Below are 17,244 nucleotides of genomic sequence, written 5' to 3' on the forward strand. Positions count from 1 at the left end.
TGGGTCGATGCCCGCACCCACCGGCGCGCTGGGCCCGCACGCGTTGCGAGGTCTGGCGCATCCGCTTCGCGTACGGATCCTCGCCCTCCTCCGCGAGCACGGCGCCTCCACCGCCACGCGGCTCGCGGACCGGCTCGGCGAGTCGTCCGGGGCGACCAGCTATCACCTGCGGCAACTCGCGGCGTACGGGTTCGTCGAGGACCTCCCGGGTCGCGGCGCCGGGCGGGAACGCTGGTGGCGGACGGTGGCCCGGCACAACGACAGCGCCGTGCACCTGCGCGCGGCCGCGGCCGGAACCCTCCAGCGGCTGCACGACTTCCTGGGCGGGGCGGCCGATCTGCCACCGGAGTGGCTGGCCGGGATCGCGATCGACGACGTCTCGGTGCGGCTGAGCCCGGCCCAGGCGGTCGAGCTGCTGGGCCGGATCCGGGAACTGCTCATCGATCTGCCCGAGCGGGCCGCCGGGAGCGAGGACGTGGTCGTGCAGTGGCAGGTGTTTCCGCGGCTGGCGCCCCGGCGGCAGGCCTCGAGGAGGAATCAGCGGTGAGACGCGGACTGACCGGCCTGCTCACGGCCGAGGCGATCTCCCTGCTCGGCAGCCGGATCACCTTCGTCGCGCTGCCCTGGCTGGTGCTGACCAGCACCGGCTCGGCGCTGATGGCCGGGGTCGCCGGCTTCGCCGAGATGCTTCCGTACGTCCTCGCCGGCCTGCTCGGCGGCCCGATCGTGGACCGGGTCGGCCCGCGGTCGACGGCCGTCGCGGCCGATGTGGCGAGCGTGCTGGCGGTCAGCGGCATTCCGCTGATGGCCTCCACCGAGAACATGTCGTACCACACGCTGCTCGGCCTGATCGCCCTGGCCGGGGCGCTGCGCGGGTTCGGGGACACGGCGAAACGGGCGCTGCTGCCGCGCGTGATCGCCGAGTCCGGGCTGACCACCGAGCGCGGCACCACCCTCTACGACGGGATCAGCCGGGTGGCCACGCTGCTCGGGCTGCCGCTGGCCGGGCTGCTGGTGGCCGCGGTCGGTCCGGCCCGGGTGCTGCTGGTCGACGCGGCCTCGTTCGGGATCTGCGCGCTGCTGATCTCGGTCTACGTGCGGTCCGGCGCGACCCGGCCGGCCCCGGCCGAGGACGACGAGGGTGGGTACGCGGCCGCGCTGCGCTGCGGTTTCCGGTACGTGCGGCAGGACCGCCTGATCATCGGCATCATGTCGCTGCTGTTCGCGACCAACCTCTTCGACCAGGCCTTCGCCACCGTGTTCGTGCCGGTCTGGGTGCGTGAGGGCCCGCACGGCCCGGCCGCGCTGGGGGTGCTGGGCAGCGCGTTCGGGATCGGCGCGGTGGCCGGGAACATCCTGTGGACGATCGTCGGGCCGCGGCTGCCACGCCGGGTCACGTTCGCCGTCTGCTTCCTGATCGGTGGCCCGGCGCAGCTGTTCGCGCTGGCCCTCACCGACCGGTTGTGGCTGGTCCTGGCGGTGGCCGCGCTGGCCGGGGCGCTGATGTCGACGATCAACCCGATCCTGCTGGCGGCCGTCTACGAGCGCATCCCGACCCGGGTGCAGGGCCGGGTGATGAGCGTGCTGATCGCGTTCTCCTGGGCCGGGATCCCGATCGGCGGCGTGCTCGGCGGGTGGGCCGCCGACGAGCTGGGGCTGCGGACCGGCGCGCTGCTGGCCGGGATCGGCTACCTGGCGGTGACGCTGTCGCCGTTCGTCTTCTCGGCCTGGCGTTCGCTCGACGAGCACCGTGTGCTTCCGGCGAAGGCGCTGGTCGGTGCGAAGTAGACATCGATAGGGTGACACCGATGACTATCGCCCATGACGTGACCGGCCACGGGCCGGACGTGCTGATGATCCACTCGACCGCGACCGACCGCCGGATGTGGGATCCGCAAATCCCGGCGCTGGCCGAGGCCGGTTTCCGGGTGACCCGGGCCGACATGCGCGGCTTCGGCGACTCGCCGCTGCCGGGCACGCCGTGGAACGACGCCGACGACCTCGCCGAACTGTTCGGGGACGGGCCGGTCGCGGTGATCGGCTCCTCCGGTGGCGGCTACGTCGCGCTGGAGTTCGCGGCCCGATGGCCCGCCCGGGTCCCGGCGCTCGTGCTGCTCTGCGCCGCGTTCCCGTGGCCGAAGAGCCCGGAGCGGAAGGCGTTCGCCGAACGGGAGGACGCGCTGCTCGACGCCGGTGACCTCGACGCCGCGGTCGAACTCAACGTGGACACCTGGCTCGGGCCGGCGGCCGGCGACGAGCAGCGGGCCGCCGTCCGGGTCATGCAGCGGCGCGTCTTCGAACTGCAGCCACCGGACCAGCCCGAACCGGAACAGATCGAGATCGCGTTCGACCCGGCGGCGATCACCGCACGGACACTGCTGATCTCCGGCGCCCACGACCTGCCCGACTTCCGGGACATCGCCGACCACCTGGCCGGGATCATCCCGGGCGCGCGGCACACCGCACTCGACTGGGCCGGGCATTTCCCCGGTCTGGAGCGGCCCGACGTGATCAACCCACTGTTGATCGCGTTCTTGCGAAACCCATGATTTTCTGTACGAACCAATCGGCGTCGTCGAGCCACGCGAAGTGCCCGCCGTCGGGGACCATCGCCAGCTCGGCCTGGGGGAACAGGCCCGCGTAATCGGCGGCACGCTTCGGCGGCAGCTGCAGGTCGACCGCGCCGGTGATCAGCAGCACGGGGGCCGGGAAACGGGCCAGCCGGGTCCGTACGTCATCGGGGTCCAACGCCCCCTCGGCGTAGTAGGCCGCGGCCGCGAGCCGGTTCTTCTGACCGGCCTCGCGGGCCGAATAGGCTTGCGTCTCCGCATCCCAGCGGCCGTAGACGAACGGCGCCAGGGCGCGACCGTCGGCCGGGGTCGCGCGGCCGGCCTGCACCCGTTCGAGCGCGGCGAACGCCTCCGGGAACCACGGCTCGCCGCGGCGCTGCTCGGCCACCGCCCGCCGATCCTCGTCCGAGATCTCCAGATTCACCGCGCGTGGACTCGGGTTGACCAGGATCAACCGGCGGACCCGCTCCGGGTGCGCGGCCGCGTAGAGCAGGGCCAGGGCCGCCCCGGCCGAATGCCCGAGCAGGTCGAACCGGTCCAGCAGGACGTGCTGCCGCAGCGCCTCCACGTCGGCGACCTGGCGGTCGCAACGGTAGCTCGCCGGGTCGGCCGGGACCGCGGAGTCACCGGTGCCGCGCAGGTCCGGGATCAGCAGCAGGCGGTGCCGGGAGAGGCCGCCCAGGTCACCGAGGTAGGCCGAGGCCTGCATGGGGCCGCCCGGGAGACAGACCAGGGGGTCACCGCGGCCCGTCCGGTGCAGCGCCAGCCGGGTGCCGTCGGGAGCGGTGAAGGTGTCCACCCGTCCGATCCTATGCGTGAGCCTCGATATCTTGGGGAAATTGTCGGACACCCGGTTTAGGCTCCCGGCCGTGACAGAAATTTCGGGAGACTTCGAGACGCACCTGACCGTGCGGGCCGGCGAGGCCGACGCCCTGGCCGCGTTCGCCGCCGAGCACGGCGTGAAGTTTCTGGAGATCGAGCTGGATCGGGGCGAGACGGCCGTCCAGCCGATGCTCACCCTGCACGGGAGCGGCACCCTGATGCGACAGGTCGCGACCGCTCATCAGTGGTGTGACCGGCTGCGCGCGGCCGGGATCGACCCGATCCGCCGCAAGATCGAGGCAACGCCGTGGTCGACGGGTGTGCCGCAGGCCCGGGGCGATGTGTTCGACGAGCCGGTTCACAGGTACTTCGAGCACCACATCAAGCTGCGCCTGCCGCCCGGCGCCGACCTCGGGCCGATCACGGCACTGGCCGCGCCGCACTCCGCGCGACTGTCCCGCAACGCGCGCACGAGATCGGCCGACGGCAGCGAGGTCCGCTTCGTGAACCAGCGCTGCCGCCGGGTCGGCCGATCCGACGCGTCGAAGAGGCTGGATCTCCTGGTCGCCGCGCTGCGGGAGGCCGGCCACGACGTGGTCTCGGTCGAGCAGGAGTACGTGGTGCTCGACGACAACCTGGCGCTCGACGACGGCTGGCTGCGAGGAGAGGGGCAGGCATACCGCGAGGAGTCGGTCGCTCCGGAATACCGGCCGGGCTTCCCGGCCACCTATCACCGGGTGCCGGAGGCCCAGCAGGGGCTGGTCTTCGATCCGGCGCTCAAACAGCATCCGCGCGCCTACCGGGCCGGGGAGCCGGTCTTCGACGACCCGGCCACCGGGGAGCACTGGCGGGCCGCCCGGCAGGAGGCTCTGCGACACGTCCTCACCGTGCTGGCCGGCGGATTCTGGGGGCGCTACCTGGTGCTGCGCGGCAGCGCCGCCATGCCGGCCTGGGTCGGCGCCGCCCGCGACCCCGGCGACCTGGACTTCGTTGTCGTCCCGGCGTCGGTGACCAGCGGCAGCGCCGAGGCGGAGGCGCTGATCGACGGGATCGTGCGGGAACTGGCTGCCCGGCCCGGCGCCGGCCTGCGGGCGGACCGGGTGACCCGGTCCGCCATCTGGACCTACGAGCGGGCCGACGGCATGCGGCTGGTGGTGCCGTTCCGGGTCCGTGGTGTCCCGGACGGGGCCGTGCAGATCGACCTGGTGTTCGGCGAGGAGCTGCCGATCCCGCCGGAGCCGTTGCGCCTGCCCGGGGTGGCGCCGCGGGTCCTGGCCGCCACCGCCGAGCTGTCACTGGCCTGGAAACTGCTGTGGCTGGCGACCGACACCCACCCGCAGGGCAAGGATCTCTACGACGCGGTGTTGCTCGCCGAACACACCACCGTCGACCTCGCCGTGGTCCGCGATCTGATGCGGGCCGAACTGGACGACCGGGCCGACGAGTTCACCGCCGGATCGGTGCTGGGCTGGGCCGACGTGGCCTGGGGCAACTTCGACCTGGAGTATCCGGAGCTGGTCACCGATGCGAACGAGCTGCCGTGGCTGCAGCGGCTCGCCCTCGCCCTGGACCGCGCCTGGGCCTAGCTGATCCGGGACCACTCCCGCAGCTGGGTGGCCACCTCGCGGTCGCCGTCGATGCGGACGGCGTCCAGCGGGAGGCGACGGTTGAGGAGCAGGATCAGATCGCTGGCCGTGCCCTGGATGCGGGTGACCGGGTCACCGCTGGCCGCCGGGTCGGCGGTGGCGCCGGCCGGGGACAGGTCGACGGTCCAGGACGGGCCCTCGACGGCCTGGTACTGCACCCGGGCCGGGCGGTGCGGCCAGACGCCGAGCGAGCCGAGGCAGGTGCTGAGGAACTCGCTGACCCCGTCGACGGCGACCGCCGCGGGCAGGGGTTCCGGTTTGCCGAGGGCTTCCAGGGCGTCGTACGCGTGGACGGCCGCCTCCTGCACCTGGTGGCGCGCGACCGACCCGGCCGTGTAGGTCGCCGCCTCGGCCGGCCACCACGCCCAGCAGGGTGCGTCCGGCCCGGCCGCGAGCAGGGCGGCGCTGAGCATCCGGGTCGACTCGCCGAACCATTCGAGCAGGTCGCTCTGCGGGAACGTGCTGCCGTGCCGGTCCCGCGGCGGCGGGCCGGACGGGTCGGCCTCGGTCACCACCAGCGCCCAGAACCGTTGCACCTCGCCGAGGTGCGCGACCAGGTCACGCAGCGTCCAGTCGGGGCAGCCGGGCACCTTGACACCCATGTCAGGCGCGCCGGCGGCGGCGGCCCGCAGGGTCGCGGATCGCTCCTCGACCAGAGTGACCAGCTCGGGGAAGGGCGGAGTCGGAGTCATGTCCGGTTTCTACCACCGAAAAATGACAAAGGACGGCACGCTTCTCGCGCACCGCCCTTTGGATGTACGTATTCACACGCCGAGGCCGACCGGCTGTCGTCCTTAAACGTTGAAGCCGAGCGCCCGCAACTGCTCGCGGCCGTCGTCGGTGATCTTGTCGGGGCCCCACGGCGGCAGCCACACCCAGTTGATCCGGAAGTCCTGGACCAGGCCGCCGCCCGGTCCGGTGGTCAGGGCCTGCCGGGTCTGGTCCTCGATCACGTCGGTCAGCGGGCAGGCCGCCGACGTCAGCGTCATGTCCAGGGTGACGACGTTCTCGTCGTCGACGTGGACGCCGTAGACGAGTCCGAGGTCGACCACGTTGATGCCGAGTTCGGGGTCGACGACGTCCTTCATGGCCTCTTCGACGTCGTCGATCGAGGCCTTCTTGCCCGGGGCCTTGACCTCGGACGAAGCGACGGCGGAGACGCCCGCGGCGGGAACCTCGACCGGCTCGCCGGCGTCGGCGGCCGCGGCCCGCTCCTCGGCCAGCCAGGCCGGCACCTCGTCGTCGGCGGCCGAGGTCTCGCCGGCCGGGACAGCCGCGACCGTCTGCACGGAGGCGGCCTCGGACGCGTGGTCGTGGTGCGCGTGACCGTGGTCGTGATCGTGGTGGTGCCCGTGGTCGTGGTGCGCGTGGTCGTGGTCGTGGTGCGCGTGCCCCACGGCCTGCAGAGAATCGGTCTCGCTCATGCCTTCACCTCCGGGCTCACGCCCACCTCGACACCGGCGCGCGCCGCCGCGTCCTTGAATGCCATCCACGGCAGCAGGGCACACTTCACCCGGGCCGGGAACTTGGCCACGCCCGCGAAGGCGATGCCGTCGCCGAGCACGTCCTCGTCCGGCTCGATCTGGCCGCGGCTCTGCATCAGCTCCACGAACGCGTGGTGGATCTCGGACGCATCGTGGAGATCCTTGCCCTGCAGCAGCTCGTGCAGCACGGACGCGGAGGCCTGACTGATCGAGCAGCCCAGACCGTCGTACGAAATCTCGGAAAGATTGTGATTGACCCGCACGGTGATCTCGTCGCCGCAGGTCGGGTTGACGTGGTGCGCCTCACCGTCGAACTCCTCGCGCAGGCCACGCCCGTGCGGGTGCTTGTAGTGGTCCAGGATGATGTCCTGGTACAGCGCGTCGAGCATCATCAGCCGAACACCTTCCGCACCTGGTCGAGGCCGCGCGCCAGGGCGTCGATCTCGTCCGTGGTCGTGTAGAGGTAGAACGAGGCCCGGGTCATCGCCGGCACCGAGAACCGCACGCACACCGGCCGCGCGCAGTGGTGGCCGACCCGCACCTCGACGCCGAGCGCGTCCAGGACCTGCCCGACGTCATGGGGGTGTACCCCGTCGACTCCGAACGACACCGTGCCGCCGCGGCTCACCGGTGACGCCGGGCCGTAGATCCGCACGCCGGGGACGTCGGCGAGCTGGTCCAGCGCGTACGCGGTGATCTCCTGCTCATGGCGGTGGATCTCGTCCATGCCGATGCCGGTCAGGTAGTCCACCGCCGCGCCGAGCCCGATCGCCTCGGTGATCGGCGGGGTGCCGGCCTCGAAGCGGGCGGGCGGCGGCGCGAACGTCGTCTTGGCCATCGTCACGGTCTCGATCATCGAGCCGCCGGCCAGGAACGGCGGCATCTCCGAGAGCAGGCCGAGCCGGCCCCAGAGCACGCCGATGCCGGTCGGGCCGAGCATCTTGTGGCCGGTGAACGCGATGAAGTCCACACCCAGTGCCCGCACGTCGACCGCGAAGTGCGGCACCGACTGGGAGGCGTCGAGCATGACCAGCGCGCCGACCTGCCGGGCCCGCTCGACGATCCGGGCCGGGTCGTTGATCGTGCCGAGCGTGTTGGACATGTGCGCGACCGAGACCAGCTTGGTGCGCTCGTTGACCAGCTCGTCCAGCTGCGACTCGTCGAGCCGGCCCTCGTCGGTGATCCCGAACCAGCGCAGCGTGGCACCGGTCCGCTCGCACAGCAGCTGCCACGGCACGAGATTCGAGTGATGCTCCATCTCGGAGATCACGATCTCGTCACCGGGCTTGAGCTGGAGGAACTGCCCGGCCGAGTGCGCGACCAGGTTGATCGCCTCGGTGGAGTTCTTGGTGAACACCACTTCATCGGGGCTGCCCGCACCGATGAAGGAGGCGATCTTGGCGCGCGCACCCTCGTACATCTCGGTCGACTCGGTGCCGAGAGTGTGCACCGAGCGCGACACGTTGCCGTTGTGTTTCTCCTGGTGCGCGCGCATGACGTCGAGCACCTGCACCGGCTTCTGCGAGGTGTTGGCGCTGTCCAGGTAGACCAGCGGGTGGCCGTTCACCTCCCGCTCGAAGATCGGGAAGTCCTTGCGCACCCGCGCGACGTCGAAGCTCATGATCTGACTCCTAGGCCTTGGTGAGGAACTTCTCGTAACCCGAGACCTCGAGCTCCTCGGCCAGCTCCGAGCCACCCTCTTCGACGATCTTGCCACCGACGAAGACGTGCACGAAGTCCGGCTTGATGTAGCGCAGGATCCGCGTGTAGTGGGTGATCAGCAGGAAACCGGTCTCGCCGGTCTCGCGAACCCGGTTGACGCCGTCGCTGACGATCCGCAGCGCGTCGATGTCGAGGCCGGAGTCGGTCTCGTCGAGGATCGCCATCTTCGGCTTGAGCAGCTCGAGCTGCATGATCTCGTGCCGCTTCTTCTCACCGCCGGAGAAGCCCTCGTTGACGTTGCGCTGGGCGAACGCCGGGTCCATCTGCAGCTTCTCCATGGCGCCGCGCAGCTCGCCGGCCCACGTGCGGAGCTTGGGGGCCTCGCCGTCGATCGCGGTCTTCGCCGTACGCAGGAAGTTGGCCACCGAGACGCCGGGGACCTCGACCGGGTACTGCATGGCCAGGAACAGGCCGGCGCGGGCACGCTCGTCGACGGTCAGCGCGAGCACGTCCTGCCCGTCGAGGGTCACCGAACCGCCGGTGATCTCGTACTTCGGGTGGCCGGCGATGGAGTAGGCCAGCGTCGACTTGCCGGAGCCGTTCGGGCCCATGATGGCGTGGGTCTCGCCGCTCTTGATGGTGAGGTCGACCCCGGCGAGGATCGGCTTCAGCTCGCCATCCGGCAGCTTCACCGAAACCTGCAGGTCGCGGATCTCCAGGGTGCTCACGGCTCTACTCCATTGCTCGGTGTCGTCGAAACGTAGATGTCTCCGTCGCGGATCTCGACGGGGTAGACCGCCACCGGGTCGATGGCGGGCGGCCCGGAGGGCTCACCGGTCCGAAGATCGAAACGGGAACCGTGCAGCCAGCATTCCAGCGTGCACCCGTCGATCTCACCCTCCGAGAGCGCCACCGAGGCGTGGCTGCACTCGTCACGGACCGCGTAGAAGTTGTCGTCGTCGGCGTGCACCACCGCGATCTCGACGCCGTCGACCTCCACCTGGAGCGCGGTGCCCTTCGCGATGTCGGTCACCGGACCGACGTTCTCGAACGCCATTTAAGCCCCGGCCTCCACCAGACGGGCCTCGATGGCGTCACCGAGCCGCTCACGCAGCGACTCGACCGGGATCTTGTTGATCAGCTCGGCGAAGAACCCGCGAACCACCAGCTTGCGCGCCTCACCCTCGGGGATGCCGCGGGCCATCAGGTAGAACAGCTGCTCGTCGTCGAAACGACCGGTCGCGCTCGCGTGACCTGCTCCGGCCACCTCGCCGGTTTCAATTTCCAGATTGGGTACGGAGTCAGCCCGCGCCCCGTCCGTGAGGACCAGGTTCCGGTTGATCTCGTAGGTGTCCGTGCCGGTGGCCGTCGCTCGGATCAGCACGTCGCCGACCCAGACGGTGTGCGCCGAAGCACCCTGCAGCGCGCCGCGGTAACCCACGTAGCTGCGGCAGTCCGGCACCGAGTGGTCGACCAGCTGACGGTGCTCGTGGTGCTGGCCGGCGTCGGCGAAGTACAGCCCCCACAGCTCGGCGTCGCCGCCGCGGCCCGTGTACTCCACGCTCGTGAACTGGCGGACCAGGTCGCCGCCGAGCGTGACCTGCACGTGCTGGACCCGGGCGTCCTTGCCGACCCGGAACTTCACGTGCTGGGCCTGCACGGCGTCACGGTCCCAGTCGGCCACCGTCACGAAGGTCAGCTGGGCGCTGTCCTCGACGACGACCTCGATGTTGTCGGCCAGGGTGACCGTGCCGGTCTGCTCCAGCACGATCGTGGCCTTGGCGAAGCGGCCGACCTTGACGACGGTGCGCGCGGCCGCGGCCTCGCCACCCTTACCGACCAGGTGGATCACGGCGGCCTCGGCCGGCACGGCCTCGGCCGCGACCTCGATCACGGTGACGCCGGCGGCCGAACCGTAGGCCAGCGCGCTGATCCGGTCGAACGGGGTGAGCACCGGGTCGACGTCGTCGGCGGTGCTCACCGTGACGCCGGCGGGCAGGTCGTCGTGCTCCACGGACGGGGCCGTTCCGTTCAGCGACGTGGCCTTGACCAGGTCACCCAGCCGCTTGAGCGGGGTGAAACGCCACTCCTCCTCCAGGCCGTTGAGGGCCGGGAAGTCGGCGACGTCGAAGGAGCGCAGCACCTGGGACTTGGTGCTCGGCGGCGGGGCGGTGGTAGTCATCTCGTCCTTTGAAAAAGTCTCGTCGATTTGTCAGCTGGTCAGCCGACCGCGCCTTCCATCTGCAGTTCGATGAGGCGGTTCAGCTCCAGCGCGTACTCCATCGGGAGCTCCTTGGCGATCGGCTCGATGAAGCCACGCACGATCATGGCCATCGCCTCGTCCTCGGTCAGACCGCGGCTCATCAGGTAGAAGAGCTGGTCCTCGCTGACCTTGGAGACGGTCGCCTCGTGGCCCATGTTCACGTCGTCCTCACGGATGTCCACGTACGGGTACGTGTCCGAGCGGGAGATCGTGTCGACCAGCAGCGCGTCGCACTTGACCGTGCTCTTGGAGTGCGCGGAGCCCTCCAGGACCTGGACGAGACCGCGGTACGAAGTACGCCCACCACCACGCGCGATCGACTTGGAGATGATCGTCGAGGAGGTGTGCGGGGCGGCGTGCACCATCTTGGCGCCCGAGTCCTGGTGCTGCCCCGCGCCGGCCATCGCGATCGACAGCACCTCGCCCTTGGCGTGCGGGCCGGTCATGTAGACGGCCGGGTACTTCATGGTCACCTTGGAGCCGATGTTGCCGTCGACCCACTCCATGGTCGCGCCCTCTTCGCAGGTGGCGCGCTTGGTGACCAGGTTGTAGACGTTGTTCGACCAGTTCTGGATGGTCGTGTACCGCACCCGGGCGTTCTTCTTCACGACGATCTCGACGACCGCGGAGTGCAGCGAGTCGGACGAGTAGATCGGCGCCGTGCAGCCCTCGACGTAGTGGATGTAGCTGCCCTCGTCGGCGATGATCAGCGTGCGCTCGAACTGGCCCATGTTCTCCGTGTTGATCCGGAAGTAGGCCTGCAGCGGGATGTCGACGTGCACACCCTTCGGCACGTAGATGAACGAGCCGCCGGACCAGGTCGCGGTGTTCAGCGCGGCGAACTTGTTGTCGCCGACCGGGATCACCGTGCCGAAGTACTCCTTGAAGAGCTCCTCGTGCTCACGCAGGGCCGTGTCGGTGTCCAGGAACAGGACGCCCTGGGCCTCCAGGTCCTCACGGATCGCGTGGTAGACGACCTCGGACTCGTACTGCGCGGCGACGCCGGAGACGAGGCGCTGCTTCTCGGCCTCCGGGATGCCGAGCTTGTCGTACGTCGCCTTGATGTCGGCGGGCAGGTCGTCCCAGGTGGCGGCCTGCTTCTCGGTGGAACGCACGAAGTACTTGATGTTCTGGAAGTCGATGCCGGTGAGGTCGGCGCCCCACGACGGCATCGGCTTGCGGTCGAACAGGCGCAGGCCCTTGAGACGCAGGTCCAGCATCCACTGCGGTTCGCTCTTCAGCGCGGAGATGTTGCGCACCACCGCCTCGGAGAGGCCGCGCTGCGCGGTGGCACCCGCGGTGTCAGCGTCGGCCCAGCCGTACTCGTACTTCCCGAGTGCGGCCAGGTGCTCTTCCTGAGTGACGATCTGGTCAGTCATGTATCTGTCCTAACCGTGTTTGCGGCGGTGTGCGCAGGGCGCGAAGGAATGTGCGTGGTGCACACTCCGTCGCCGTGCGCGATGGTGGCGAGGCGCTGCACGTGGGTGCCGATGAGCCGGGAGATGACTTCGGTCTCGGCGTCGCACAGCTGAGGGAACTCGGCAGCCACGTGGGCCACCGGGCAGTGGTGCTGGCACAACTGTCCGCCGGACGCGATCGTGGTCGCGCTGGCAGCGTAGCCCTCCGCGGTCAGTGCGTCGGCGAGCGCCTCCGCCCGCGCGAACGGATCGGTCCCGGCCTCCAGAAGGGCGGTGCGGCAGCGATCCTCCAGCGCCTGGATCTGCGCCCCGGCGAACGCGGAGACCGCCTCCGGCCCGTGGTGCTGGGCGATCCAGCGCAGCGCGGCGGCAGCGATATTGTCATAGTGATGCGGGTTGAGATCCTCGCGGGCGGCGGCGGTGAGCACGAAGGCCTTGGCCGGGCGGCCACGGCCACGCGGACCGGTGCGACGCACCTCACGGGTCTCGACCAGCTGGTCGGCGAGCATGGCGTCCAGGTGCTTGCGGATCGCGGCCGGGCTCAACCCGAGCTGCGCGCCGAGCTCGGCGGCGGTGGCCGGACCACGCTGCAGCAGCTGACCCACCCGGTCCCGGGTGCGGCCGTCCGACGCGGCGGCAGTCGCCGCGGCACCTTCGCCTAGCTGCACCGGGTATTTCACTACGCCAACGTTACGTATTTCCTCCCACACCTGCAAACCGGCCCCCGGTGATCCATCACACCGGGCCTCCGGGGAGGCGTCTTTCAAGATCAAATTCGCGCGTACGATGCCACGGGTGAAGTCCTTCGAGCCGCTGTTCCGCCCGTTCGCCGCCTGGTTGCGCCCGCTGGCCCTCGCGTCACTGGTCGCCAACGTCGCGCTGATCGTCACCGGCGCGGCCGTCCGCCTCACCGACTCCGGGCTCGGCTGCCCCACATGGCCGAAATGCACCGACGGGTCGTACACGACGACCGCCGCGATGGGCGTCCACGGCGTCATCGAATTCGGCAACCGGATGCTCACGTTCGTCCTGGTCGCCCTGGCCATCGCCGGCTTCCTCGGCGCACTCGGCCAGCCCCGCCGCCGCTCGCTGGTCCGCCTGTCGGTCGCCGTCGGCCTGGGCATCCCGATGCAGGGCGTGATCGGCGGCATCACCGTCCTCACCCACCTCAACCCGTGGGTCGTCGGACTGCACTTCCTGCTGTCGATCGCGCTGATCACGGTGGCGTACGCGTTCTGGCGCCGCATCGACGAGGGTGACGCCACCCTCGTCCCGCTGGTCCCGGCCCCGATCCGCACCCTGGGCATCCTCACCACCCTGGCCAGCCTCGCCGTCGTCGCCGCGGGCGTCGTCGTCACCGGCAGCGGCCCCCACTCGGGCGACCGCGGCGCCAAACGCAACGGCCTCGACCCGGCCGCCATCTCCCAGGTCCACGCCGACCTGGTCTTCCTGCTGATCGGCCTGTCCGTCGCCCTGTGGCTCGCCCTGCGCGCCCTGGGCGCCCCGTCGTCGGCGGCGCTGACCCTGGTGGCGGTCGAACTGGGGCAGGGGCTGATCGGCTTCGTGCAGTACTTCACGCACCTGCCGGTGATTCTGGTGGCCGCCCACATGCTCGGGGCCGGGCTGGTCTGGACGGCCACCCTCGCCGTCCTGTGGTCCCTCCGCGAACGCCCCTCCGTCACCGCCGAGTCCCCGGCCACCACCACCCCGGCCCAGGAACCCGTCCCCGCCGCCTGACCCACCGCCCGGCCAGCCGGCACCCCAAGCCACCCCGGCCTGCACAACACGCCAGCGCTGCCTCACACCACCCGACACGCCCCTCAGCCCCAGCCGCGGCTCCTCGGCTGGTGCTCAGTGCTGCCTCACACCGCCCAAGACAACCGTCAGCACCAGCCGCGCCCCCTCAGCTGGCGCCCAGTGCTGCACCACACCACCCGAGACAACCGTCAGCACCAGCCGGCACGCCGGAACCTCCTCCGCTGCCCGAGCACCCGCGGCGCTCCTGGCTCTCAGCTGGCGCCGAGGGCTGCATCACATCGCCGGAGGCGACCGTCAGCGCCAGCTGACGCGGCTCAGCTGGCGCCCACGGCTGCATCGCACCGCCGGAGGCGACCGTCAGCACCAGCTGACGCGGCTCAGCTGGCGCCCACGGCTGCATCGCACCGCCGGAGGCGACCGCCAGCACCAGCTGACGCGGCTCAGCTGGCGCCCACGGCTGCATCGCACCGCCGGAGGCGACCGCCAGCACCAGCTGACGCGGCTCAGCTGGCGCCCACGGCTGCATTATACCGGTCGAGACGACCGTGAGCGCCAGCTGAGGGCTGCGGCGGGGCGTTGGGGTGGGGTCGCGCATTGGCGGGGGTTCGGTGATCTGCGTCTGCAGTTCGCTCGGATGCGCCTCTCGGGCCTGGCTCGCTTCTGTCGGCCGGCGAGCAGGGGTGTGTCCGGGCTCGGGAAGTGGCCGGCAACGAGCGACCATCTGCGGCGGCAGGGCGAGGGGTGTTGGGCGGGCTCGGGCGCTGGCTGTGGGCGGCAAGCCGTCCTGGGCAGACGGGCGGCGGGCGGTCCTGGGTGGACGGGGCAGCGGGCCTGCGCGGGCCGGCGGCGGGCGGTCCTGGGTGGACGGGCAGCGGGCCTGCGCGGGCCGGCGGCGGGCGGTCCTGGGTGGACGGGCAGCGGGCCTGGGTGGGTCGACGGCGAGCGGTCCCGGGTGGACAGGCAGCGGGCTTGGGCGGGCCGGCGGCGGGCGGTCCGGGGTGGACGGGTGGGGCCGTGGCCGTACGGGAAAGGGGAAAGCTTGAGTGGCAGCGGCCCGGCGGCGGGAAGCGGGGTTCAGAGTCGCGTGAGGACGGCGTCGGCGAGGCGGTCGCCGGAGCCGGGGGCGTAGCTCAGGAACAGTGACGGCTCGGCGAGTTCGAACTCGACCATCAGCGGGGTGCCGTCCGGCCCGGGGATCATGTCGACCCGGGCGTAGAGGAGGCGTTTCGCGCCGCCGGGGACCGCGGCCAGGGCTTTGGCGGCCACGGACAGTTCGGCGGGGGACGGTTCGCGGGGGGTGATGTCCTCGCTGCCGGGGTCGATCTTGTGTTCGCCGGTGCGGCGGAGCATCGGGCCTTTGCGGATGGCGTGGCTGAACGTCAGTTCGCCGGTGGTGTCCGGGAGGCAGAGGACGGCGGTCTCGCCGGCCGTGTCGACCGCCGGGAGGTACGGCTGGATCATCGCGGTGCGACCGCCGCCGGTGAGGCGGGCGATGTGGGCCTCGGCCTGGGGGAGCTGGGCCGGGAGGACGTAGCGGGCGGTGTCCTGGCTGCCGGCCGAGACGGTGGGTTTGACCACCCACTCCCCCTCGGCCGGGGCGGGCCAGGTCTCGCCGGGGGCGACGAACGTGGTCGGGATGACCGGGACGCCGCCGGCGGCGAGTTCGCTCAGGTAACGCTTGTCGGTGTTCCAGGCGATGATGTCGGCCGGGTTGGCCAGGCGGGGGACGCCGCGGGCCCAGGCGACGAATTCGTCGCGGCGGGGTACGTAGTCCCACGGGGAGCGGATGACCGTGAGGTCGTAGGTGGACCAGTCGGCGTCCGGGTCGTCCCAGCGCACCACGTCGACTGCCACGCCGCGGGCGCGCAACGCGTCCCGTACGGGATGGTCGTCTTCCCACAGGTCGGGGAAGGCGGCGCAGGTGACGAGGGCGACCCGGGCGTCGACGGGCATGTCAGCGGGCCATGCTCCGGCGGGCCATGGAGCGCCACAGGTCGTTGCTGGGGCGCATCTGCTCCAGCAGCTCGCGCTCCCACTCGTTCTCCACCTGCACGCCCGCGTGCTCGCAGGCCTGCCGGGCGACGCCGGTGTCCTGGGCGAACTGGTCGGACCACTCGCCGTCCTCACCAACGAGGACGATGCGGGCGCCGCGCTTGCCGACGTACTCGATGACCGCCTTCGCACCGCCGTGACCGGCGGCGAAAGTCTTGATCTCGGAAGTCAGCGTCGTTACGGAACCTTCTGCCATGCTTCGCAGCCTAAGCAATCAGAGACGCTTCGCGGGGTACTCCCGTTGCCTTTTGTGACTCCCGTTACCTGCAGGTTTACCTGTTGGAGACATTGTTTCGCACCAATTAAGACCGATTTGTCCGCTCACCAGAATCCGCCTAACGAGTGACGAACAGTAGTTGACAGGCATCACAATCCGGGCATCCTGTGCGACTTGTCCGTTGCCGGATCACCCAAAGCGATCACGGCACACCAAGTGATCTTGCGACTGAAGACGATCATGCGATGCGGAGAACAAAAAGTGATCGCCGGGCCGAGGCCCGGCGATCACCGAAGAATCGATCGAAGCGCGACCTAGACGAGCGCGTCCACCGCGATCGCCATGAAGAGCAGCGTCAGGTACGTGATCGACAACTGGAACAGCCGCATCGGCTTCACCATGCCGCCGTTGCGGGTCTGGTAGACCAGCCGGATCGACTCACCGAGGAACAGCGCCCCGGTCACGACCGCGGCCGCCCCGTAGATCCACCCGAGCCCGAACTTCAGCCCGAGCGGCCACGCCGCGAACGAGGACGCCACCGTGAGGACGGTGTAGAGCAGGATCTCGAAGTTCACCCGGGCGACCGACCGGACCACCGGGAGCATCGGGATGCCGGCCCGGGCGTAGTCGTCCTTGTACTTGATGGCGAGCGCGTAGAAATGCGGCATCTGCCAGAAGAAGACAACTGCGAACAGCGCCCAGCCCATCGGGGCGATCGATCCGGTGACCGCGGCCCAGCCGATGACCACCGGCGCGGCCCCGCAGACACCGCCCCAGAACGTGTTGGCCGGGGTGCGGCGCTTCAGCCAGAGCGTGTAGATCACGTCGTAGTAGAAGATCGAGAACGCGGTCAGCGCGGTCGCCAGCCAGTTGGTCAGCAGCGCCATCAGCACCACCGACACCACGGCCAGCGTCAGCCCGAAGATCAGCACCGCGCGCGGGCTGATCTGGTGGGTCGGCAGCGGGCGCCGCTTGGTGCGCTTCATCAGGACGTCGATGTCGCGGTCGATGTAGCAGTTCAGCGCGCTCGCGGCGCCGCCCGCCAGCGCGCCGCCGACCAGCACCGCGAAGAAGGTGACCAGGTCAGGCCACCCGCCGGCGGCCAGCATCATGGTCGGCACCGTGGTGACGAGCAGGAGTTCGACGATGGCCGGTTTGGTCAGCGCCACGTACGCGCGGAACACCGCCATCCGGTCACGTCGTGTCTCGACGCGTGGCGCAGGCTCCGCCACGCCGGGCGACCGTCGCTGGACGGAACGCTCGGTGATCATGCTCACGGACAGCCACCTTCCGGCATTTGGACCAACTCGCGGCCCCCTGCCGGTCGATGATCGACCCGGCCCAGCCGCCCG

Annotated in this window: 18 protein-coding genes; 5 read left to right on the forward strand and 13 right to left on the reverse strand. The window is 70.5% G+C overall.

All coding sequences use genetic code 11. The annotated features are described in order from the left end of the window. Nucleotides 1–7: 7 nt before the first annotated feature. The 3 genes from ACSHV8_RS31805 to ACSHV8_RS31815 are packed head-to-tail and all read left to right on the forward strand — an operon-like array spanning nucleotide 8 to nucleotide 2,549. A complete protein-coding gene (locus ACSHV8_RS31805; protein WP_436521732.1) occupies nucleotides 8–547 on the forward strand; it encodes a helix-turn-helix domain-containing protein in 540 nt (179 codons plus the stop codon). Further along, complete coding sequence (locus ACSHV8_RS31810; protein ID WP_436521734.1) at nucleotides 544–1,788, forward strand: MFS transporter; 1,245 nt, start codon at nucleotides 544–546, stop codon at nucleotides 1,786–1,788. The genes ACSHV8_RS31805 and ACSHV8_RS31810 overlap by 4 nt, the downstream gene beginning before the upstream one ends. Before the next feature lie 20 nt (nucleotides 1,789–1,808). Continuing rightward, nucleotides 1,809–2,549: an alpha/beta fold hydrolase gene (locus tag ACSHV8_RS31815; RefSeq protein WP_436521736.1), complete on the forward strand. Its 741-nt coding sequence runs from the start codon at nucleotides 1,809–1,811 to the stop codon at nucleotides 2,547–2,549. Here ACSHV8_RS31815 and ACSHV8_RS31820 read toward each other — a convergent pair. Next, a complete protein-coding gene (locus tag ACSHV8_RS31820) occupies nucleotides 2,512–3,369 on the reverse strand; it encodes an alpha/beta fold hydrolase (RefSeq protein ID WP_436521738.1) in 858 nt (285 codons plus the stop codon). The two genes, ACSHV8_RS31815 and ACSHV8_RS31820, sit on opposite strands and share 38 nt — an antisense overlap. 70 nt (nucleotides 3,370–3,439) lie before the next feature. Between ACSHV8_RS31820 and ACSHV8_RS31825 the strand changes: the two genes are divergently transcribed. Beyond that, entirely contained in the window at nucleotides 3,440–4,978 is a 1,539-nt protein-coding gene (locus tag ACSHV8_RS31825) for a nucleotidyl transferase AbiEii/AbiGii toxin family protein (protein WP_436521740.1), read from the forward strand. Here the strand turns inward: ACSHV8_RS31825 and ACSHV8_RS31830 are convergent. The 9 genes from ACSHV8_RS31830 to ACSHV8_RS31870 form a co-directional block, all read right to left on the reverse strand. Continuing rightward, nucleotides 4,975–5,730: a maleylpyruvate isomerase family mycothiol-dependent enzyme gene (locus tag ACSHV8_RS31830; RefSeq protein WP_436521742.1), complete on the reverse strand. Its 756-nt coding sequence runs from the start codon at nucleotides 5,728–5,730 to the stop codon at nucleotides 4,975–4,977. The genes ACSHV8_RS31825 and ACSHV8_RS31830 overlap by 4 nt on opposite strands. Before the next feature lie 102 nt (nucleotides 5,731–5,832). Then, on the reverse strand, nucleotides 5,833–6,273 hold the full coding sequence (locus ACSHV8_RS31835) for a metal-sulfur cluster assembly factor (protein ID WP_436536986.1): 441 nt from the start codon (nucleotides 6,271–6,273) through the stop codon (nucleotides 5,833–5,835). Nucleotides 6,274–6,458: 185 nt separating this feature from the next. Further along, nucleotides 6,459–6,914: a Fe-S cluster assembly sulfur transfer protein SufU gene (gene sufU, locus ACSHV8_RS31840; protein WP_436521744.1), complete on the reverse strand. Its 456-nt coding sequence runs from the start codon at nucleotides 6,912–6,914 to the stop codon at nucleotides 6,459–6,461. Then, nucleotides 6,914–8,143: a cysteine desulfurase gene (locus ACSHV8_RS31845; RefSeq protein ID WP_436521746.1), complete on the reverse strand. Its 1,230-nt coding sequence runs from the start codon at nucleotides 8,141–8,143 to the stop codon at nucleotides 6,914–6,916. Before ACSHV8_RS31845 ends, sufU begins: the two co-directional genes overlap by 1 nt. Nucleotides 8,144–8,153: 10 nt before the next feature. Next, nucleotides 8,154–8,912 (reverse strand): Fe-S cluster assembly ATPase SufC, encoded by a 759-nt coding sequence (gene sufC / locus ACSHV8_RS31850; protein WP_436521748.1) that lies wholly within the window; start codon nucleotides 8,910–8,912, stop codon nucleotides 8,154–8,156. After that, complete coding sequence (locus ACSHV8_RS31855) at nucleotides 8,909–9,241, reverse strand: Rieske (2Fe-2S) protein (RefSeq protein ID WP_221326533.1); 333 nt, start codon at nucleotides 9,239–9,241, stop codon at nucleotides 8,909–8,911. Before ACSHV8_RS31855 ends, sufC begins: the two co-directional genes overlap by 4 nt. After that, complete coding sequence (gene sufD / locus ACSHV8_RS31860) at nucleotides 9,242–10,366, reverse strand: Fe-S cluster assembly protein SufD (protein ID WP_436521750.1); 1,125 nt, start codon at nucleotides 10,364–10,366, stop codon at nucleotides 9,242–9,244. 38 nt (nucleotides 10,367–10,404) lie between these two features. Further along, complete coding sequence (gene sufB, locus ACSHV8_RS31865) at nucleotides 10,405–11,826, reverse strand: Fe-S cluster assembly protein SufB (protein WP_436521752.1); 1,422 nt, start codon at nucleotides 11,824–11,826, stop codon at nucleotides 10,405–10,407. Beyond that, nucleotides 11,823–12,545, reverse strand: a complete 723-nt coding sequence (locus tag ACSHV8_RS31870; protein WP_436521754.1) for a helix-turn-helix transcriptional regulator — start codon at nucleotides 12,543–12,545, stop codon at nucleotides 11,823–11,825. The genes sufB and ACSHV8_RS31870 overlap by 4 nt, the downstream gene beginning before the upstream one ends. A gap of 115 nt (nucleotides 12,546–12,660) precedes the next feature. Here ACSHV8_RS31870 and ACSHV8_RS31875 point away from each other — a divergent pair, with 115 nt between their 5' ends. Further along, a complete protein-coding gene (locus ACSHV8_RS31875; RefSeq protein ID WP_436521756.1) occupies nucleotides 12,661–13,602 on the forward strand; it encodes a COX15/CtaA family protein in 942 nt (313 codons plus the stop codon). A gap of 1,095 nt (nucleotides 13,603–14,697) precedes the next feature. On the opposite strand, the gene ACSHV8_RS31880 is transcribed toward ACSHV8_RS31875, so the two are convergent. From ACSHV8_RS31880 to ACSHV8_RS31890, 3 genes are all read right to left on the reverse strand, one after another. Beyond that, nucleotides 14,698–15,576 carry an ATP-grasp domain-containing protein gene (locus ACSHV8_RS31880; protein ID WP_436521758.1) on the reverse strand — a complete coding sequence of 293 codons (879 nt, stop codon included), beginning with the start codon at nucleotides 15,574–15,576 and terminating at the stop codon, nucleotides 14,698–14,700. A 1-nt stretch (nucleotide 15,577) separates the two neighbouring features. Beyond that, nucleotides 15,578–15,871 carry a hypothetical protein gene (locus ACSHV8_RS31885; RefSeq protein WP_436521760.1) on the reverse strand — a complete coding sequence of 98 codons (294 nt, stop codon included), beginning with the start codon at nucleotides 15,869–15,871 and terminating at the stop codon, nucleotides 15,578–15,580. Nucleotides 15,872–16,206: 335 nt separating this feature from the next. After that, the gene (locus tag ACSHV8_RS31890) at nucleotides 16,207–17,163 is read right to left on the reverse strand and encodes a heme o synthase (RefSeq protein WP_436536988.1); all 957 of its coding nucleotides are present in this window, start codon (nucleotides 17,161–17,163) and stop codon (nucleotides 16,207–16,209) included. Between the last annotated feature and the right edge of the window lie 81 nt (nucleotides 17,164–17,244).

The sequence above is a fragment of the Actinoplanes sp. HUAS TT8 genome (genome assembly GCF_051380535.1).
GTDB lineage: Bacteria > Actinomycetota > Actinomycetes > Mycobacteriales > Micromonosporaceae > Actinoplanes.